Here is a 16,181-nt window from a genome sequence, read left to right as displayed (position 1 = left end):
AACCGACCTCGACACCTCCTGAGCTGACGTCGACCGGTCCCGCGGGGGGACCCGGCAGCTTCACGAACCGGCCGCTGTCGCGCGCCGTCCCCCCGTCGCATCCGCGGAGTCCCGGGAGCGCCACCCCAACCCCGGCGTCACGACCCCCACCAACACCACGGCGCCCACGCACAACACCCCACCGCTCACCAACGCCGCCGCACCCGACGTCGCATCCGCCACCAACCCGCCCCGCATGTTGCCGAGGTCCGGGCCGGCCTGGCCCACGATCTGCTCGGCCGCGCCGACCCGCCCGAGCATCTCGTTCGGGGTGTGCGACTGGACGAGCGTGCTCCGGGACACCACGGAGACCGTGTCGGCCGCGCCCGCCAGGACCAGACAGGCCAACCCCAGCCACCTGTTGGGCGCGAGGCCGCAGAGCGCCAGCGCCAATCCCCAGGTCGCCGAGCCGCCGAGCATCACCAGACCGGGTCGCGCACTCCGGGTGAACGTCCCGGAGAAGAGCGACGCACCGACCCCGCCGACCGCGATCGCGGACAGGAACAGGCCGAGCGTGCGCGGACTGTCCCCGAACCGCTCGGCATTGATCAGCGGAAACAGGCTGATCGGCATGGACAGCACGGTGGCCGCCAGATCCGTCAGCAACGCCCCGCGGACGACCCGCGTGCGGACGAGGAAGGCCAGCCCGTCCCGAACGCCCCGCAGCCCCGAACGGGCACTCGCCTCCCCCTCCGCGACCCGCTTCGGCAACCCCAGCGCCCCGTACAACGCCGCGACAAAACTCACCGCGTCGATCGTGTAGCAGGCACCGGCGCCCAACGTGCCCAGCACCAGTCCGGCCACCGCCGGCCCGACCAACATCGCACCCTGGAAGGAGATCCGCCGCAACGCCAGACCGGCCGCCAACTGCTCCCGCGGCAACAGGGCCGGAACGAACGTCTTCGACGCCGGCCCGCCCCCGGCCACACAACAGGACTGCACGGCCACCAGCAGCACCACCGCCCCGACCGGCACGCCGCCGACGTACGCCTGCACCGCCAGCACCACCGAACAGGCGGTTTGCCCCGCCGTCATCGCCACGTAGAACCTCCGCCGGTCCACGCGGTCGACGAGCGTCCCGGCGAAGAGCCCGAGTGCGATGAGCGGTACGGCCTGAGCCAGCGCGACCGCACCCGTCCACGTCGTACTGTGCGTCAGCTGCCACACCTGGAACATCACGGCGACGACCGTCATCTGGCCGCCGAAGCCGGACAGCGTCTGCCCGACCCATAGCCGCCGGAAGGCCGGCGACGCGCGCAGCGGCGTGACGTCGATCAGCGCGTGCCGCATTCCCACGCGGGATCCTCCGCCAGCTTCTCCGCGATCCGGTCGTGGAAGCTCTTGCGCTCCAGCGCCCGCTCGATGTCGGTGACGACCCGGCTGAGCGGATACGGAACCTCGGCCTCGATCTCGGCGACCGCGGCCTCGGTGGCCCGCCACTCCGCCGCCAGCCGCCCGATGACCCCCCGGGCCTGCTCCGTCAGCGTCACTTCCTTGCTCCGCGCATCGGCACCGGCAACGGTCTCGACCCAACCGGCCGCCCGCATCGCGGCCACCTTCTGACTGAGCGCCGAATGCGTCCGGCCGACCGACTCCGCCAACGCGCCGATCGTCATCGGCCCACAGGCGTGCAGCCGCAGCAGTTCCATCACGAAACTCGGCTTCAGTCCCTCGATCCGCCGCTCCGCGTAGATGCGCGCGATCTCCGCATCCATCGCCTCCTGCAGCACCCGCAACGGCCGCCACAGACTCTCCCGACTGGGATCACCCACGCCGGCGCCGGGATCTTCTTTCCGCGTCTCGCCCGTCTCTGCCATCCCGCCACAGTAACAGCACTTATGTAAGTGCCGTTATGTCCTCAAGGTCGTGAGGTACCCACGGCTTGGAGACACCTACGACGTGAGGGGGGAGTCGTGGCCGTCCGGCGCGATCCCGGACGGCCGGCGGCCCACCGCGTGCTGCGCGGCGGCGGCCGCCAGCACCGCGTCGGCGAGCTCCTGGGGCGTCCGGCCGTCCCCGGCGTCGAGGTGATCGAGGCCGAGGCGGTGGACCACGGACAGCATCAGCGTCTGATAGCGCTCGGTCCGGGCCAGGAACTTGTCCATGAGGTGCCGTTCCGCGGCCGTTGCCGCCGCGTAGCGGCCGGCGGTGCGCACACGGGCGCGGACGACGGACGGGCGCCGTCCGCATGGGCCGTGACCAGTTCCTCGATGCGGGGCCACAGCCGCGCGTAGTGGTCGAGCACGGAGGTGATCAAATCGTCGACCGGCAGGCGAACCCCAGCCGTTCGGCGACCACTTGGGCCACCGTCGACTTGCCGACATTCGACGTCCCGCCGATGAGCACCACTCGTACGCCGCGCACGAGCTCGGTCCTAGGGTCTGTCCCCCGGGTCAGGACGCGAGTCGCGCGAGGCGCAGTACGGCCGCCAGCCCACGGTGCGAGCCGGGCACGGCGCCCGCCGGCAGGACGTAGGAACGCAGCCCCGCACCGGCGGCGCCGCCGTCCTTCGCCGGGTGGTCGCCCACCATCAGCGCGGCGGCCGGCTCGACGCCGAGTTCCTCGCACGCACGGTGGAACAGCAGCGGATCCGGCTTCTCGGTGCCGTGTTCGTAGGAGTGCACCCAGGAGGAGAAGAAGTGGTCCAGCCGGTGGTGGGCGAAGGTGGGGCGCAGCTCCCATCCGATATCGCTGACCACGCCCAACGCCAGCCCGCCGTCCGTGAGTTGCCGCACCGTGGAAGCGGTGTCGGCGTACGGCTGCCAGTACTCGGGGGTCCTGAGCTGCCGGTACAGCGCCTCGGCGACCGGCGCCAGCTCGGGCACCGAGGAGTACCAGGTGGTGAAGGCGTGCCGGTGGGCCTCCGCCGAGACGTCGCGGGCGCGCTGCGCCTCCCGCACGCCGGGGTCCGCGAGGCCCGCCTCAAGTCCGTTGAGGATGTGGTCCATTGCCGCGTCGTCCACCGGTGGTGGCAGCACCGCACGAATTCTTTCCGCGTACGAGCGGATCTGGAACAAGGTCCCGGAGAAGTCGAACAGGACGGCCCGGAGCGGGGGTTCGGAGCCGGCGTGCGGCGCCGGGGGAGCGGTGGTCGCGGTGACGCGCAGGGGGCCCTCGGGGCCACAGACGGGGAGGCGAGGCATGCGGACTTTCTACCGCATGCCCCTGTCGGCGCTGGGGGTGCTGCCGGTGGTCGGGCGCCACGCCGCTCGGGGGCGGAGGGGCGCCGTCGGACGTCGGTCAGTGGTCGACCATGATCTCCACATGGGCCGGCGGGGCGCCCGCCGCCGTGATGGTGAAGGTCGCGGTGCCGGCGGCGTCGCCGGCCGTGAGCCGCGGGCTCTCCGCGTAACCCTGAGGGTCGGTGAGGACGGTCACGGAGATCTCGCCGCCTTCGAACAGCGCCTGCTGGCTCATCGAATCCCAGACGAAGGTCACCGGCAGCTCGGCCACCGGTGCCTGGTCCTGGATGTCCACGACCCGGGCCTTCAGCGTGTGGGGGAAGGTCTGGTGGTGGGCGGCGTGCTGGCCGATTCCGCCGGCCGGCTGGATGGCGTACGTCCGGCCGTAGCCCGCTTCCGTGCTCATAGCGTCTCCTACTGGCTACTGGCGCTACTGGCTTCCTGGACGACTGGCGACTGACCGTTCCTCTAGGCCCGTGAGCCGCTGCGGCCCCGGGCCGTGTTCCCGCCGTGCCCCGTTCCCTCGGCCGCCGTCCGTGGGCCGCTACCAGTAGTGACGCCGTCCGCCGACCGCGTGCCCCATCACACCGAGCAGCCACAGGACCGCCCCGATGAGGAGCAGGATGCCGCCGATCGTCACCAGAATGGAAAGGCCGGCGACCAGGCCGATGACGAGCAAGATGATGCCGAGAACGACCACGATGTGCTCCGATCTCGTGAGAGCGTCCTCTTTCACTGTGTGCCCCGGTTGTGGTAACGGCAACTTCTGCTGACCGAGGGGTGCGGCAGGCATAAAGGACCAGGTCAGGGCCCGAATCAGGGCCGGCGGTCGCGGTCGGCGACCGCCGGCCGTGATCGTCGCCCGTGGCCGTCGTCCGGCGACCGCCCACCGGCGCCCCGGGTGGCCCGGCCGGGTGCCTTCGGGGGAATACCGGCCGGTCGTGTTCGATCCCCTCCCGGCGGTGATACCGCTCTCTTCGGGGCCCCGTGGCAGGAGGGTCCCCGTGAAGGCCCGCGGGCGGGAGGAGGTGGCGGCGCAACGTGCCGAACCGACCCCGCAGGGCCGGTCCCACCCGCAGACCGCGGGATGCCGCGTCCGCCGCACAGCGAGCCGTCCCGCATCGGCGTCGATGGCTCGTCGTGCGGCGGACCGGTGGGACGTCGGCCCCACGACCGCGCGAGGCCGTCGCCGTACCCAGGTCGCTGCGCATGGCCGCCGCGTACGGCTGGCGGCTGCTGGTCGTGGGCGCCGCCGTCTATGTGGTGTTCGTGGTGCTGGGGCGGTTCCACCTCGTCACCCTGGCGGTGTTCCTGGGGCTGGTGCTCACCGCCTTGCTCGAACCGCTGACGAACCTGCTGGGCCGGTGGCTGCCGCGGGCCGCGGCGGTCACCGTCGGGGTGCTGTTCGGGATCCTGCTCCTGGTCGGTGTGCTGAGCCTGATCGGGGCCAACGTGGCCGATGAGTGGCCCGGTCTGCGCCTGGTGTTCACCGGGGGCGTGGCGAGGATCGAGCGATGGCTCGAAGGCCCGCCGTTCCGCCTCCAGCCCGGCTCGCTCTCCCACCTCCAGGAGTGGATCTCCCACTTCGTGTCCACCAACCGCGCCAACCTCATCAACACCGCGGTGAGCGGCGTGGGCCGGCTGGCGGAGGTGCTGACGGTCGGCGTGCTGGCTCTGTTCTGCTCGGTCTTCTTCCTGCATTCGGGCGCCCGGATGTGGCTCTGGTTCGGCGGTCAGCTCCCGGAGCGCGGACGCCGGCCGGTCGGTACCGCGGGACGCGCGGCGTGGACCACGTTCACCGGCTACACCCGCGGCATCGTGCTGATCGCCGCCACCAACGCCGTCCTCGTGGGCGTGGTCCTCTTCGTACTGGGCGTGCCGCTGGTCCTGCCGCTCGCGGTGCTGGAGTTCTTCGCCGCCTTCGTCCCGCTCATCGGCTCACCGGTGGCGCTGGCGGTGGCCGCGGTGGTGGCCCTGGCGGCCAAGGGGCCCCTGGTGGCGCTGCTCGTCATCCTGCTCATCGTGCTCGTCGGACAGCTCGAAGGGCATGTACTGCACCCCGTGGTGATGAGCCGCGCGGTGAGCCTGCACCCGATGGTGGTGGCGCTGGCGGTGGTCTGCGGGGGCGTCACGGCGGGTGTTCTCGGGGCGGTGGTCGCGGTGCCGCTGGTGTCGGTGGCCTGGTCGGTGTACGGGGCGCTGCGGAGCCCGCGGCGGTCCGGCTGACCCGCGCCCGTACCGGCGGCACCCTCGCCCCGACCGCGGCCCCGGCCCTGACCCGTCGGACTTGACCTAGGCATGCCGCCATGCGGTGCGCATCGGATCGCCAGGCGCTCGTGCTCTTCTGGCGGCTCGACCTGTCCGTACGGGCGGAGTCCGTCGCCGCCGACGAGGATTACGACCGGGGCGACCCCCGGGCGCGCGCCCGTGAGGGGGAGTGGTCGTGAGGGGGAGTGGTCGCGGCCGGCCAGTGCGCTGGCCAATGCCACCGGCGCGGTGAAGGCCCTGGCCCGGCACCGCCCCGACGAAGCCCGCGGCCTGCTCGACCGTGGATTCGCCCGCATCGGTGAGGAGCCCGCAGCGCTGGAAGCGGCCGAAGGGAGTGCGGCGGGCCGGGCGGACGCGAGGTGGTCCGCGGCGATCGCCCGCCTGGCACGGGCCGCGGCGCGCCAGGAACCGCAGTTGGAGCCGTTGGCCGGAGAGGTCGTCCGGCTGTCCGAGCGATACCGCGAAGTGGGTCGTTGAGGCCCGGCACGCAGGTCGCCCCGCCCGCTCCCCGCCCGCTCTTCCGGCCTCGCAACAAGCCCCGGTCCCAGCGCCGGTCCCAGCCCCAGCCACCGGTCAGTCGAAGTGGATGTGAGGGCCCCGGTATCGTCCGCTGCCCCGGTCATCTCTCCTCCGCCTCCGGTGTCGTCGCCGGCACCGTGCGTCCGACGGGCAACGGGTTTCACCCCACCGGCGCCGGATCCCGGTCCGGCCGGGGGGCGGCGGCCAGTCGCTCCCGTTTGAGCACCTCGCGTCCGACCATCACCCGCAGGCTCACCGCCGCGGTCGCCGCGAAGGCCAACATCCCGCAGCCGATGGCGATCCCCGCGGCCAGTGCCGTCGGCCGGTCGAGCCCCGCATAGTGCTCGAACAGCAGCCCCGCCGCGGCGGAGAACGGCGGAGCCAGGCACAGCGCGACCAGATGCAGCCGCCACTCCTCGCGCGCCCAGCTCCTGCCGTCCCGGCCCGCCCGCCGCTGGCAGACGAACATGGTGGCGTAGGCCGCGGCGAAGGGGATCAGGTAGGCGGCCATCAGACGGGAACCGCCGCTGCCCCACCCCAGGGCGGACTTGACGAGCCAGCCGAGCGCCGACGCGCCGGCCACGTGCGCCGTGACCAGCACCGGCGTCGGCACCCAGGTGCCGCGGACCCCGGGGGATGCGTCCCGCTTGTCCATCGCGCGCGAGGCGACCAGGGCTCCGAAGGCGACGACGGCCCCGAGATGCATGATCGCGACGCGGTTGACGTCCGCCATGGAGAGACCGGGGAGGAACGCCGGGAGTGCGCCCCATTCCAGGCGCAGCAGCGGCGCGGTCATCAGGTAGGCGTAGCACAGCAGCATCCAACGCTGGTGCAGGTCGGGGAAGTTGCCGACCGCCGCGAGGATGCCGAAGGTGACGCTCATGACGGTGCCGACCAGGATGGTGGCGAGCACGATCCAGAACGCCGGCCCGCTGAACGCGTCGCGCGGCGCGGTCCGCGCCAGGTAGATCGCCGCGCCCGCCATCGAGGCGTACACCGTCAGCGCGAACACCACGCCCAGGACGCGGTGCAGCCGCCTGCGCCGTCGGATCGCCGAGATCAACTGCGCGGGCCCGAGCAGCATCAGCACGCCGCCCAGCACCGAATGGAAGATCATCGCGGCCAGGCTGCGGCCGTACGGTCCGATGCGGGTGGCCAGGGCATCCGCGACATAGCGCGGGGACATCGCCCGGCCCAGCAGCCATTCACCGAAGGCGGGGGCGCCCCGGTGCGCGTACGGCCACAGCTCGGTCATCGCGATCGGCGCGTACCCCACGCAGACGACGACCACCGTGATGGTGGCCGCGCGGCGCCAAGTGGCCCTCCTCGGACGGTTCATGGCGACTCCCTGGATCGCGGCCCGGTCTCCGACGGGCCCGGTGCCCGGTGCCCGGCAATAGTCAAAAATGGATGGTCCTAACTGGACTGTCGAGAAGGTAGGGGTGATCCGGTCCGCGGTCAATGGCCGGCGCGGCTTCCGCGCCGCGTGCCGGTGCGATGCGCGCATCCTTGGTGGGAAATGGGCGGATGTGCGCAGGGGAAGGGTGTGTGTGGGTGTCGTGTGCCCGGCGCGGCCTACTCGCCCCGCTGGTCGCCCCGTTGCTCCACCCACTGCCAGAAATCGATCATCATCCGCTCGTAGCGGATGCCGAACTCCAGCGCCTCGCGCTGCCCCCGCGTCAGCAACTCCCCCACGCTCTCGGCGAGTTCCTCGTACTCCGCCAGTGTGCGGTGGTGTTCGCTGATCTGGACGGGGGAGTGGACCTCCGGCCGGCCGCCGAACCACAGCTTGAGGATGCCGCGCTCCCGCGCCTCGACCGGGACGAAGGTCGAGTCGGCGAGCCACTCCGCCAAGGCCGCCTTGCCTGCCGGAGTCAGTTTGAGCAACCGCCGGTTGCGACCGCCCGACTGCCGGGATTCGGACAGCAGTCCCGCCGCGACGAGCCGGTCGCACTGCGCGTAGACCTGCGCATGCGGCATCGACCAGAACGGGGCCACCGTGCGGCCGGCCTCGACCTTCACGTCGTAGGGGGTGGCCTCGCCCAACTGGTCGATGAAGCCGAGCACGAGGAAGGACGGCGTGGTCAGACGGGGATCGGCGCTGTGGGAATCAGCCATGCGGTGACGGTATCGCGGCGGGGCGCCCGCGCGGGCCGCCCCCGATGCGGCCGGGCGCCCGCCGCCTCACCCGGCCCCCCTCCGGCGCTCCCGCGGCGTCCGGCCCGTGTGCCAGACCGCTGCGACCACCAGGGCGCAGCCCACGGCCTGGGTCGGAGTGGGCCGCTCGCCGATCGCGACCCCCAACCCGAAGGCCATCACCGGCTGGAGCAGCAACAGGGCGGCACCGACGTTCGGCGCCAGCCTCGGCAGTGCGGCCGTGATCAGGAGCCAGGCGAGCACCTGCCCGACGAAGGCGAGCGTGATCAGCCAGCCCCACGCGGGCCAGCCCGGATCCAGATCGATCCCCGTCCACAGGCCGCCCAGCACGGCGGCCGTCGCGGCGGCCGCCGCGGTCGAGACGCACACCGGAGTGACGGTGTGCTCGCGTCCGCCGCCCAGTCGCATCAGGAACAGGTATCCCGCGTACGTCACCCCCGCCGCCGTCCCGAACGTCACCCCGGCGACCGGATCGCTGCCGGCCTGCGGGCGCCCGAGCGCCCCGCTCGCCAGCGCCACCCCGGCCAACATCAGCGGGACCATCAGCAGGAACCGTCCCGTCAGCCGAGTCCCCGACACCAGCCGGGCGAGCAACGGGAACACCACGACCTGGACGTTGAGCAACACCGTGGCGACCGAAGCGCCGACGTCGAGGACGCCGGCCGCCCAGAACACCATGTCCACGCCGAGCAGCACACCGGCGCCGATGTCCATCAGCTGATAGCGCAACGGCCGGGCGCCGACCCGTCGCACCTCCCCCCAGGCGAGCGGAACCAGCAGGAACAGCGCCAACGCGCAGCGCAGAAAGGCCGCCGTGCCCGCGTTCGTCCCGGAGAGCTTCATGAAGACGGCCGAGGCGGAGATGCACGCCGATCCCGCGATGGCCAGTACGACGGGACGCCCTGCCCATCCGAACGGCGAAGACCGCCACCTCGGTGCGCCAACGACGCACGCCCGCACGCCTGTTGACGTCTCTCCCGATGTCGACCTCGACGACGCCGACTTTCCCGGTGGCGACTTTCCCGAAGCTGACGTCCCCGAAGCCGACTTGCCCGATGTCAACGACTCGTTTGCACGCGTCATGCCATCCACTGTGCCTGGCCGCACCATAAACAAAAAGCAATGGTTCAAGCCCAATAATCGGTAGCATCCCTAACGTGTTCAGCATTGATCGGCTCCGCGCGCTCGCCGCCGTCGCCACCCACGGATCGATCGCCCGGGCCGCCCGCACCCTGCACATGACGCCTTCCGCGGTCTCCCAGCAACTGGCGAAACTGGAACGCGAAGCGGGTCACCCCCTCCTCCAACCGCACGGCCGCAGCGTCCGCCTGACCCACGCCGGCCGCGTCCTGGCCGGCCACGCCGATCGACTGATCAAGCAACTCGCCGCCGCACAAGCGGACTTGGCCGACCTCGGGAGCGAGGTACTGGGCCCCCTCCGCATCGGCGGTGTCGGAAGCGCGGTGCGCACCCTGCTGCCCGACGCGCTCGCCGCCCTCGCCGCCGAGCACCCTCGCCTCACCCCCACGGTCCTCGACGGCGAGGCCGTCGACCTGCTGCCCCGCCTCGTCGACGGTGAGCTGGACCTCCTCCTCGTCGAGAGTTGGACCACCCGCCCCCTCGCCGTCCCGGAAGGTGTCGCGCTCCGCACCCTGATCAGCGAGGAGGTCTATGTCGCACTCTCCGCGCACCACCCGCTCGCCGGGCGCTCGACCATCGACCTCGCCGCCCACGCCGATCTCGGTGCGCTCACGGACACCGCCTGGGCCTGCTGCCCGCCCGGTACGGAGCCGCACGACACCCTCGTCCAGACGCTCCGCACCCGCGGCGTCGAGCCCGACATCCGCTACCTCCTCGCCGACCACCTCACCCAACTCGCCCTGGTCTCCCGCAACGTGGCCGCCAGTCTCACCCCGGCCATGTCGCGCCGCCCCGCCCCACCCGACGTACGCTTCCTCTCCACCCGCCCGGCCCTCCGCCGCGACATCCGGGCCGCCTGGCTCGCCCGCGCGCAGAGCCCGCCGGTCCGCGCCTGCCTGAGCGCGATCGCGGCCGCGGTCGCGACCGCGGTGCCGGAGGTGCCGGACGGCGACGGCGAGGACGGGTGACCGGCCGCTGCCGCTGCCGCCGGTACCGCGCACCCCTCACCCGCCGCCGCTCACCCTCCGCTCGTCACCTGCCGTCCGTCGTCACCGTCTCCTCCCAGGCGATCCGATGGAAGTGCAGCGCGCGGAACATCTCCTCGGGCGCCCCGATCGCCGGCGCGGGCGCGGCGCTCTTGCCCGCCTTGACCTTGTTGACGGCCGCGGCGTTCTGCCCGATCGCCTCCACACGCGGGCGCCGTAGTGCTTCGTAGGCGGCGAACGCCTCGCGGTGGGTGGGGAGATCGCGCAGACAGCGGGCCAGTTCGACCGCGCTCTCCATGGCGAGTGAGGCGCCCTGCCCGGAACTGGAGGAGGGCGCGTGCACCGCGTCGCCCACCAGCACCATCCGCCCCCGGTGCCAGTGCGGTACGGACGGCATCCGCTCCATCTGGCCCACGACCATCAGCGCATCGGGGGCGCTGTGCCGCAGCAGCAGCTCACCGGGCACGTGGCCGGTGTACAGGTCGCGCAGCCTGCTCATCCACTCGGTGGCGGGCACCCGCGCCAGCTCGTCCTGGCTCGGCGGGGTGTCCGTGGGCAGTCCGGCGAACCAGATCAGTCGGCCGTCCGCACCCCGCCAGTAGCCCATGAAGGCGCGGCCGAACGCGAAGTACATGGTGCCTGGTGCGACCTCGACCTCGGCGTCGATGCCGCAGTCCGCCGCCGCGTAGCCGCCGAAGCTCAGCACTCCGCCGTACTCGGGCGCGGGTGCCTGGGGATCGATCACCGTGCGGACCGTGGAACGTATGCCGTCCGCCCCGATCAGCAGGTCAGCGGTGGCGGAGGTGCCGTCCGCGAAGTAGGCCGTGACGCCCTCGGGCGTCTCCTTGGCGTCGACCAACCGCTTGCCGTACTCGAACCGGATGCCCTCGCCGGCCGCATGATCGGCCAGTGCCCGGAACAGCCGGTCGCGCGGCATCGTCATCGTGGGGGGCAGCTCGGGGAAGCCGTCGAAACGGGTGAAGTGATTGCCGGCACCGTCCGCCATCACCATCCCCGGGACCGGCTCGCCCACCGCGCGCACCGCCGCGTCGGCACCGACCGTCGTCAGCGCCGCCAGCCCGTTCGGCGCCAGGCCCAGCCAGGCGCCGACCCCGTCCGCGGCGGTCGGGTACGCCTCGTAGACCATCGCCGCGATGCCTGCCCTGCGCAGCGCGAGTGCCGTCACCGGCCCCGCCACCCCACCCCCGATGACCAGTGCCGTCCGCGTCCGGGCGCCGTGGCCGCCGAGCCCGCCGTTGAGGTCCATAACCGCTCCAAGTCGAAGTGCGTGGATCGTTGTGAAGTGCATGGATCGTTCGCGTCGCACCGGCGACGGCGGTGCGTGTACGCCGCCGCGCCGACGTCCTACATAGTTGCAAAGTAACTAGTCTCAATGCAACTAGTTACGTCGTTGACTACGATGACCTGCATGACCGCCGCCGTGAAGAGCTCGCCACTCGGCCTCACCGTGCTGACGCTGCTGCACCACCGCCCGCTGCACCCCTACGGCATCCAGCAACTGCTCAAGCTGTGGGGCAAGGAGCAGGTGGTCAACGTCGGCCAGCGGGCCGGGCTCTACCGCACCATCGAGCGGCTGCAGACCGGCGGCCTGATCACCGTCCGGCACACCGAGCGCGATCAGCAGTACCCGGAGCGGACGGTCTACGAGGTCACCGACGAGGGGCGGGCGGTCACTCGCCAGTGGCTGGAGCAGATGCTGGCGGTCCCCAAGGCGGAGTTCCCGGTGTTCCCGGCCGCGCTGTCGAACATGCTGATGCTCAGCCCGGACGAGGTGGCACCGATCCTGGAGCGGCGCCGGAAACGGATCGCGGCCCAGCGCGCCGAACTGGAGCGCCAGAACGCCGCGGCCCCGGCCGGACTCCCACGGATCACGCTGATCGAGAACGAATACCTCCTCGCCGTCGTCGGCGCGGAGGAGCGCTGGCTCCAAGGGGTGCTTGACGACCTGCGGGACGGCAGCCTGACCTGGTCCCCGGAGCTGCTGGAGGCGTTCCAGGAGGCTGCGGAGCCCGGCGCGGACGCCCTCGCAGCACACGAATCCACCGAGGCCGCCGAATAGGGCTGGGAGAACGGCGAGTTGGGCGGACCGCGCCGGACACCGCTCCTCACCACCGCACGACCCGGGACTGCTCGCGGTCACCGCGCCCGCGGTGTCCGCCGTGCAGTGGTCAGAACGCAGCGGCCACCAACCGCATATAGCGGGGCCAGTCCCACAGCGGGCCGGGGTCGATGTGGTCGGCGCCGGGCACCTCGTTGTGGCCGATGATGTGGTGGCGGTCGATCGGGATGCCGTAGCGGTGGCAGATCGCGGCGGTCAGCGCGGCCGATCGCTCGTAGAGCACATCGGTGAACCAGCGGGGTTCGTCGACCCGACCCTCGTGCTCCACCCCGATGCTGCGCCAGTTGTACGTGGTGTTGCCGGCGTGCCAGGCGACGTCGTGTTCCTGCACGGACTGGGCGAGGTAACCGTCCTGGGACCGCAGGGTGTAGTGGGCGGAGGCGCGGTAGCCGGGACGGCCGAACAGCATCAGGGTGTCGGGGAACGTCTCCTGCGTGATGTGCACGATCACCATCTGTACGGGATGACTGGCCGGCCGGTCGGCGGGGGTGAAGTTGGTGATGTTGGCGGGAACCCACTGCGCCTGCGGATAGCCCGGTGCCGCGCCGCCGGCGCCGGGCTCCGGGGTGCCCGAGCCCGAACACGCCGAGGTGGCGGCGAGTGCGGCCAGCCCCGTCACGAGATGCCGACGGCCGAGCGCCCGCTCGTCGCGGTTCACCGGGGCCTCCACGGCGATGAGAAGAAGCGCGGACGCATGGTGGGTCGCTCCCTCCGGCCGCAATGCCTGAGCATGTGGAACGAGTGACTGGACGAGGACTGGATGAGTGACTGGACGAGTGACTGTCCCCCCCGAAAACTACCTGCGGGCCGCCGCACGTCCCGGCTTCGACACGGGGAACCGGTGAGCGGGGACGGTGGCAGGGCGGCGTGGGACGCGGTGGCGTAAGGGTGTTGACAGGGCGCGTAGGGTGGAAGCGCAGCGCGCACCCCGGTCCGTTGGCCGGCCGGGCGTACCCGAGTGGGGGGAAGAAAGGTGCGTGCCCGATGAGTATCGGGCTCCTGTCTGCTGTTGGTGTTGCCCTGTATGCGGCGACGGTCTCGGTTCTCGCCTTCACCTCCGCCTTCGCGCGGCGCGAGGAACTGCGGCGTGAGGCCCGGAGCACACTGTCCATCCTCGTCGCGTCCCGCGACGCGGAACGGGCGCTGCCGGCGGTGCCGGACGATCAGTGAGGCAGGGCGGGCGTGAGCCGGCGAGTCGGTGGCAGGGGACGTTCGCCCCTGCCACCGACCAGCCGAGGGAGCCCGCGAACATCACGGTGCATGTGGGAGGACGACGCGCATGTCGAGTCCGCCGCCTTCGCGGGGTTCGGCGGTGATGGTGCCGTCGTGGGCGCGGACCACGGACCGGACGATGGACAGGCCAAGGCCCACGCCCTTGTCGCTGCCGGTCCGCTCCGTACGCAGCCGCCGGAACGGCTCGAAGAGGTTCTCCACCTCGTACGCCGGCACCACCGGCCCCGTATTGGAGACCACCAGCACCGCGCACCCCGGCTGCGGCTCCGTGGTCACCTCCACCCAACCGCCCTCGGGCACGTTGTACCGCACCGCGTTCTGCACCAGATTCAACGCGATCCGCTCCAGCAGCACCCCGTTGCCCTGCACGAACACCTGCTGCCGCACCCCGCGCAGCTGCACCCCCTTGGCCTGCGCCTCCTCACGCGTCTGATCCACCGCCTGCGAGGCCACCTCCGACAGATCCACCGGACGCTTGTCCACGATCTTGTTCTCACTACGCGCCAGCAGCAGCAACCCCTCCACCAACTGCTCACTGCGCTCATTCGTCGCCAACAGCGTCTTCCCCAGCTGCTGCACCTCCGGCGACGCCTGCGGATCCGCCAGCTGCACCTCCAACAACGTCCGATTGATCGCCAACGGCGTCCGCAACTCATGCGACGCGTTCGACACGAACCGCCGCTGCGACTCAAACGCCCGGTCCAACCGGTCCAACATCTCGTCGAAGGTGTCCGCCAACTCCTTCAGCTCGTCATCCGGACCACCCAACTCGATCCGCCGATGCAGATCCGACCCCGCCACCCGCTGCGCGGTCCGCGTGATCCGCCCCAACGGCGACAACACCCGCCCCGCCATCGCATAACCGAACGCGAACGCCACGATCGTCAACCCCAACAACGCCAACAACGAACGGTTGAGGAACTGGCCCAGCGCCAGGGTGCGTTGGTCCTGGATGCAGGCGCTGATCGCCGCGTTGATCTCATCGACGCTGCCGGACGTCGGCAGGATGGGGCAGTTGACGTTACTGACCCTCAGGTTGGTGCCGAAGACCCTGAAGTCCGGAGTGCCTTCTTTGAGGGTTTGGGCCGCGAAGAAGAAGATGATCGTGAGCAGTACGACGCCGGCCATCAGGAACATGCCGCCGTACAGCAGCGTGAGCCGTATCCGGATGGTGGGGCGTAGCCATGGCGCGGAGCGGTGGCGCGGATCGGGAAGCGGGCTTCGGGCGGGCATCGAGGGGAGGGGCACCAGTGTCGCGGTGGATTGCGGGGAGTTCGCCATGGTCGTCAGCTCCGATGCTCCGCCGGGCTGGGTGCGGAGGCTGACATCGGGATGACGGGTGGGCGCACTGGTGGTCCTTTGATTCTTCCTCAGGTGCCCTGAGGCACACGAAAGTTGCCAAGACATACCCATAGTGCTCAAAGGAACCGTAAATCGGCAGTAAGGAAAGTGGTGATAAAGACGCTGGGGAGGTGGCGGGGGCGCGCGGTACGGCCGGATCATCTCTTTCGATAAATGTCAGGCCAATGCATTACGGTGTGTGCGTATTTCCCGGAGGCGGACAAAAAGGGGTGGGGCATGCGGAAGGGGATCGCGCGGCGCACCGGCGTCTCGCTCATGGCGGTGGCCGTACTGGCAGGTGTGGCGGGCTGCCAGCAAGGCGCGAAGAAGGCCGCGGGGGACGGCTCCGGCGGGGACTCCGGGCGCACCCCGATCCAGGCGCTCACGGTCGCCTACAAGAAGACCGCGGCGGCGAAGTCGGCGAAGGTCACGATGAGCATGTCGATGCCGGCGGGGCTGCCGGACGGCGGCGAGACGAAGATGTCGGGCGTCATGGGATGGGACCCGATGGTCATGGACGTGACCATGAGCGAGAGCCCGCTCGGGGGCTGGGCGGGCGGCGCCGAGAAGTCGCACATGGTGTGGCTCGACAATGCCGTCTACGTGGACATGGGCAAGCGGACCGAGGCGTTCGACGGCAAGCGGTGGGGCAAGTTCGACCTCCGGGACGCCGCTGCCCAGTCAGGCGACAACGCCCTCATGCGGCAGGTCACCGCCGGCCTGGACGACATGAACCAGGACCCGTCGCAGCAACTCGCGATGCTGCTCGGCTCGCCGGACGTCAAGCACCTGGGCGGCGGCGAGGTCGACGGCGAGCACGCCGAGCACTACCGGGGCTCGCTGGCCGTCGAGGCGGGGCTCGGGTCGCTCAAGTCCGTCACCGACCTCACGGCCGAGCAGCGGGAGAAGCTCTTCGCGAACATCAAGAAGTCGGGTGTCAAGAGCTACGACTACGACGTCTGGGTCAACGGCCAGGACTACCCCGTGAAGATGGACGTGGACATCAGGACTCCGCAGGGCACGATCAAGACCAGCGCGCGCTACTCCGACTACGGCGCCAAGGCGGCGGTGCAGGCCCCGCCCGCCGACGACACCGCCGACGTGCTGAAGGTCCTCCGGGACCTCATGGCGCAGCGCGACTGACCGGCGGGAACCGAACGCGGGCGGGGTCGATCG

Annotated in this window: 20 protein-coding genes; 8 read left to right on the top strand and 12 right to left on the bottom strand. The window is 71.2% G+C overall.

The window, feature by feature from the left end; translation table 11 throughout:
* Positions 1–60: 60 nt before the first annotated feature.
* From SNOUR_RS03815 to SNOUR_RS47045, 6 genes are all read right to left on the bottom strand, one after another.
* Positions 61–1,329, bottom strand: a complete 1,269-nt coding sequence (locus tag SNOUR_RS03815) for an MFS transporter (RefSeq protein WP_312635815.1) — start codon at positions 1,327–1,329, stop codon at positions 61–63.
* On the bottom strand, positions 1,314–1,769 hold the full coding sequence (locus SNOUR_RS03810; RefSeq protein WP_312631844.1) for a MarR family winged helix-turn-helix transcriptional regulator: 456 nt from the start codon (positions 1,767–1,769) through the stop codon (positions 1,314–1,316). Before SNOUR_RS03810 ends, SNOUR_RS03815 begins: the two co-directional genes overlap by 16 nt.
* Positions 1,770–1,931: 162 nt before the next feature.
* Entirely contained in the window at positions 1,932–2,195 is a 264-nt protein-coding gene (locus SNOUR_RS49150) for a hypothetical protein (protein ID WP_376738497.1), read from the bottom strand.
* Between the two features lie 237 nt (positions 2,196–2,432).
* Positions 2,433–3,182 (bottom strand): HAD-IA family hydrolase, encoded by a 750-nt coding sequence (locus tag SNOUR_RS03800; RefSeq protein WP_067343860.1) that lies wholly within the window; start codon positions 3,180–3,182, stop codon positions 2,433–2,435.
* Positions 3,183–3,279: 97 nt separating this feature from the next.
* Positions 3,280–3,627 carry an Ig domain-containing protein gene (locus SNOUR_RS03795; protein WP_067343858.1) on the bottom strand — a complete coding sequence of 116 codons (348 nt, stop codon included), beginning with the start codon at positions 3,625–3,627 and terminating at the stop codon, positions 3,280–3,282.
* A 138-nt stretch (positions 3,628–3,765) separates the two neighbouring features.
* Positions 3,766–3,921, bottom strand: coding sequence for a DUF6131 family protein (locus tag SNOUR_RS47045; RefSeq protein WP_099055647.1), 156 nt, complete (start codon positions 3,919–3,921; stop codon positions 3,766–3,768).
* Positions 3,922–4,430: 509 nt separating this feature from the next.
* On the opposite strand from SNOUR_RS47045, the gene SNOUR_RS03790 reads away from it, so the two are divergent.
* The 3 genes from SNOUR_RS03790 (at position 4,431) to SNOUR_RS44475 (ending at position 5,966) form a co-directional block, all read left to right on the top strand.
* Positions 4,431–5,447: an AI-2E family transporter gene (locus SNOUR_RS03790; RefSeq protein WP_067343856.1), complete on the top strand. Its 1,017-nt coding sequence runs from the start codon at positions 4,431–4,433 to the stop codon at positions 5,445–5,447.
* An 80-nt stretch (positions 5,448–5,527) separates the two neighbouring features.
* Positions 5,528–5,668 carry a hypothetical protein gene (locus tag SNOUR_RS47450; protein ID WP_174717836.1) on the top strand — a complete coding sequence of 47 codons (141 nt, stop codon included), beginning with the start codon at positions 5,528–5,530 and terminating at the stop codon, positions 5,666–5,668.
* Positions 5,649–5,966 carry a hypothetical protein gene (locus SNOUR_RS44475; RefSeq protein WP_174717835.1) on the top strand — a complete coding sequence of 106 codons (318 nt, stop codon included), beginning with the start codon at positions 5,649–5,651 and terminating at the stop codon, positions 5,964–5,966. Before SNOUR_RS47450 ends, SNOUR_RS44475 begins: the two co-directional genes overlap by 20 nt.
* A 202-nt stretch (positions 5,967–6,168) precedes the next feature.
* Here SNOUR_RS44475 and SNOUR_RS03780 read toward each other — a convergent pair whose 3' ends face one another.
* The 3 genes from SNOUR_RS03780 to SNOUR_RS03770 all read right to left on the bottom strand — a co-directional run bounded on the left by SNOUR_RS03780 (position 6,169) and on the right by SNOUR_RS03770 (position 9,008).
* Entirely contained in the window at positions 6,169–7,347 is a 1,179-nt protein-coding gene (locus SNOUR_RS03780; protein WP_067343853.1) for a DUF2306 domain-containing protein, read from the bottom strand.
* Positions 7,348–7,583: 236 nt separating this feature from the next.
* Positions 7,584–8,126, bottom strand: coding sequence for a PadR family transcriptional regulator (locus SNOUR_RS03775; RefSeq protein ID WP_067343851.1), 543 nt, complete (start codon positions 8,124–8,126; stop codon positions 7,584–7,586).
* 66 nt (positions 8,127–8,192) lie between these two features.
* Positions 8,193–9,008: a DMT family transporter gene (locus SNOUR_RS03770; RefSeq protein WP_312631838.1), complete on the bottom strand. Its 816-nt coding sequence runs from the start codon at positions 9,006–9,008 to the stop codon at positions 8,193–8,195.
* Between SNOUR_RS03770 and SNOUR_RS46950 the strand changes: the two genes are divergently transcribed.
* Together SNOUR_RS46950 and SNOUR_RS03765 are read left to right on the top strand one after the other, a co-directional pair.
* On the top strand, positions 9,007–9,312 hold the full coding sequence (locus tag SNOUR_RS46950) for a hypothetical protein (RefSeq protein WP_162494984.1): 306 nt from the start codon (positions 9,007–9,009) through the stop codon (positions 9,310–9,312). The genes SNOUR_RS03770 and SNOUR_RS46950 overlap by 2 nt on opposite strands.
* Before the next feature lie 10 nt (positions 9,313–9,322).
* Positions 9,323–10,273: a LysR family transcriptional regulator gene (locus SNOUR_RS03765; RefSeq protein ID WP_067343847.1), complete on the top strand. Its 951-nt coding sequence runs from the start codon at positions 9,323–9,325 to the stop codon at positions 10,271–10,273.
* Positions 10,274–10,337: 64 nt separating this feature from the next.
* Here the strand turns inward: SNOUR_RS03765 and SNOUR_RS03760 are convergent, their stop codons facing one another.
* Positions 10,338–11,558 carry an FAD-dependent monooxygenase gene (locus tag SNOUR_RS03760; RefSeq protein ID WP_067343846.1) on the bottom strand — a complete coding sequence of 407 codons (1,221 nt, stop codon included), beginning with the start codon at positions 11,556–11,558 and terminating at the stop codon, positions 10,338–10,340.
* A 162-nt stretch (positions 11,559–11,720) separates the two neighbouring features.
* Between SNOUR_RS03760 and SNOUR_RS03755 the strand changes: the two genes are divergently transcribed.
* Positions 11,721–12,371: a PadR family transcriptional regulator gene (locus SNOUR_RS03755; RefSeq protein ID WP_067343844.1), complete on the top strand. Its 651-nt coding sequence runs from the start codon at positions 11,721–11,723 to the stop codon at positions 12,369–12,371.
* Positions 12,372–12,480: 109 nt separating this feature from the next.
* On the opposite strand, the gene SNOUR_RS03750 is transcribed toward SNOUR_RS03755, so the two are convergent.
* Entirely contained in the window at positions 12,481–13,089 is a 609-nt protein-coding gene (locus tag SNOUR_RS03750; protein ID WP_067343842.1) for an N-acetylmuramoyl-L-alanine amidase, read from the bottom strand.
* A 326-nt stretch (positions 13,090–13,415) separates the two neighbouring features.
* Between SNOUR_RS03750 and SNOUR_RS03745 the strand changes: the two genes are divergently transcribed.
* On the top strand, positions 13,416–13,601 hold the full coding sequence (locus SNOUR_RS03745; RefSeq protein ID WP_067343841.1) for a hypothetical protein: 186 nt from the start codon (positions 13,416–13,418) through the stop codon (positions 13,599–13,601).
* An 81-nt stretch (positions 13,602–13,682) separates the two neighbouring features.
* Here SNOUR_RS03745 and SNOUR_RS03740 read toward each other — a convergent pair whose 3' ends face one another.
* Positions 13,683–14,897 (bottom strand): sensor histidine kinase, encoded by a 1,215-nt coding sequence (locus SNOUR_RS03740; protein ID WP_312631830.1) that lies wholly within the window; start codon positions 14,895–14,897, stop codon positions 13,683–13,685.
* Positions 14,898–15,242: 345 nt separating this feature from the next.
* Here SNOUR_RS03740 and SNOUR_RS03735 point away from each other — a divergent pair, with 345 nt between their 5' ends.
* Positions 15,243–16,148, top strand: coding sequence for an SCO4651 family lipoprotein (locus SNOUR_RS03735; RefSeq protein ID WP_067343837.1), 906 nt, complete (start codon positions 15,243–15,245; stop codon positions 16,146–16,148).
* Positions 16,149–16,181: the final 33 nt, after the last annotated feature.

It is taken from the genome of Streptomyces noursei ATCC 11455 (assembly GCF_001704275.1).
Classification (GTDB): domain Bacteria; phylum Actinomycetota; class Actinomycetes; order Streptomycetales; family Streptomycetaceae; genus Streptomyces; species Streptomyces noursei.
The sequence above is the reverse complement of the archived record's forward strand: the minus strand, read 5'-3'. Positions and strand labels throughout refer to the sequence as shown.

Excerpts from the sequence above, each read along its gene's own strand:
- SNOUR_RS03735 (WP_067343837.1), top strand. The coding sequence starts at position 15,243 with ATGCGGAAGGGGATCGCGCGGCGCACCGGCGTCTCGCTCATGGCGGTG.
- SNOUR_RS03745 (WP_067343841.1), top strand. The coding sequence starts at position 13,416 with ATGAGTATCGGGCTCCTGTCTGCTGTTGGTGTTGCCCTGTATGCGGCG.
- SNOUR_RS03795 (WP_067343858.1), bottom strand. The coding sequence starts at position 3,627 with ATGAGCACGGAAGCGGGCTACGGCCGGACGTACGCCATCCAGCCGGCC.
- SNOUR_RS03790 (WP_067343856.1), top strand. The coding sequence starts at position 4,431 with ATGGCCGCCGCGTACGGCTGGCGGCTGCTGGTCGTGGGCGCCGCCGTC.
- SNOUR_RS03755 (WP_067343844.1), top strand. The coding sequence starts at position 11,721 with ATGACCGCCGCCGTGAAGAGCTCGCCACTCGGCCTCACCGTGCTGACG.
- SNOUR_RS03815 (WP_312635815.1), bottom strand. The coding sequence starts at position 1,329 with ATGCGGCACGCGCTGATCGACGTCACGCCGCTGCGCGCGTCGCCGGCC.
- SNOUR_RS03780 (WP_067343853.1), bottom strand. The coding sequence starts at position 7,347 with ATGAACCGTCCGAGGAGGGCCACTTGGCGCCGCGCGGCCACCATCACG.
- SNOUR_RS03800 (WP_067343860.1), bottom strand. The coding sequence starts at position 3,182 with ATGCCTCGCCTCCCCGTCTGTGGCCCCGAGGGCCCCCTGCGCGTCACC.
- SNOUR_RS03760 (WP_067343846.1), bottom strand. The coding sequence starts at position 11,558 with ATGGACCTCAACGGCGGGCTCGGCGGCCACGGCGCCCGGACGCGGACG.
- SNOUR_RS46950 (WP_162494984.1), top strand. The coding sequence starts at position 9,007 with ATGAAGACGGCCGAGGCGGAGATGCACGCCGATCCCGCGATGGCCAGT.
- SNOUR_RS03740 (WP_312631830.1), bottom strand. The coding sequence starts at position 14,897 with ATGCCCGCCCGAAGCCCGCTTCCCGATCCGCGCCACCGCTCCGCGCCA.
- SNOUR_RS03770 (WP_312631838.1), bottom strand. The coding sequence starts at position 9,008 with ATGAAGCTCTCCGGGACGAACGCGGGCACGGCGGCCTTTCTGCGCTGC.
- SNOUR_RS03775 (WP_067343851.1), bottom strand. The coding sequence starts at position 8,126 with ATGGCTGATTCCCACAGCGCCGATCCCCGTCTGACCACGCCGTCCTTC.
- SNOUR_RS47450 (WP_174717836.1), top strand. The coding sequence starts at position 5,528 with ATGCGGTGCGCATCGGATCGCCAGGCGCTCGTGCTCTTCTGGCGGCTC.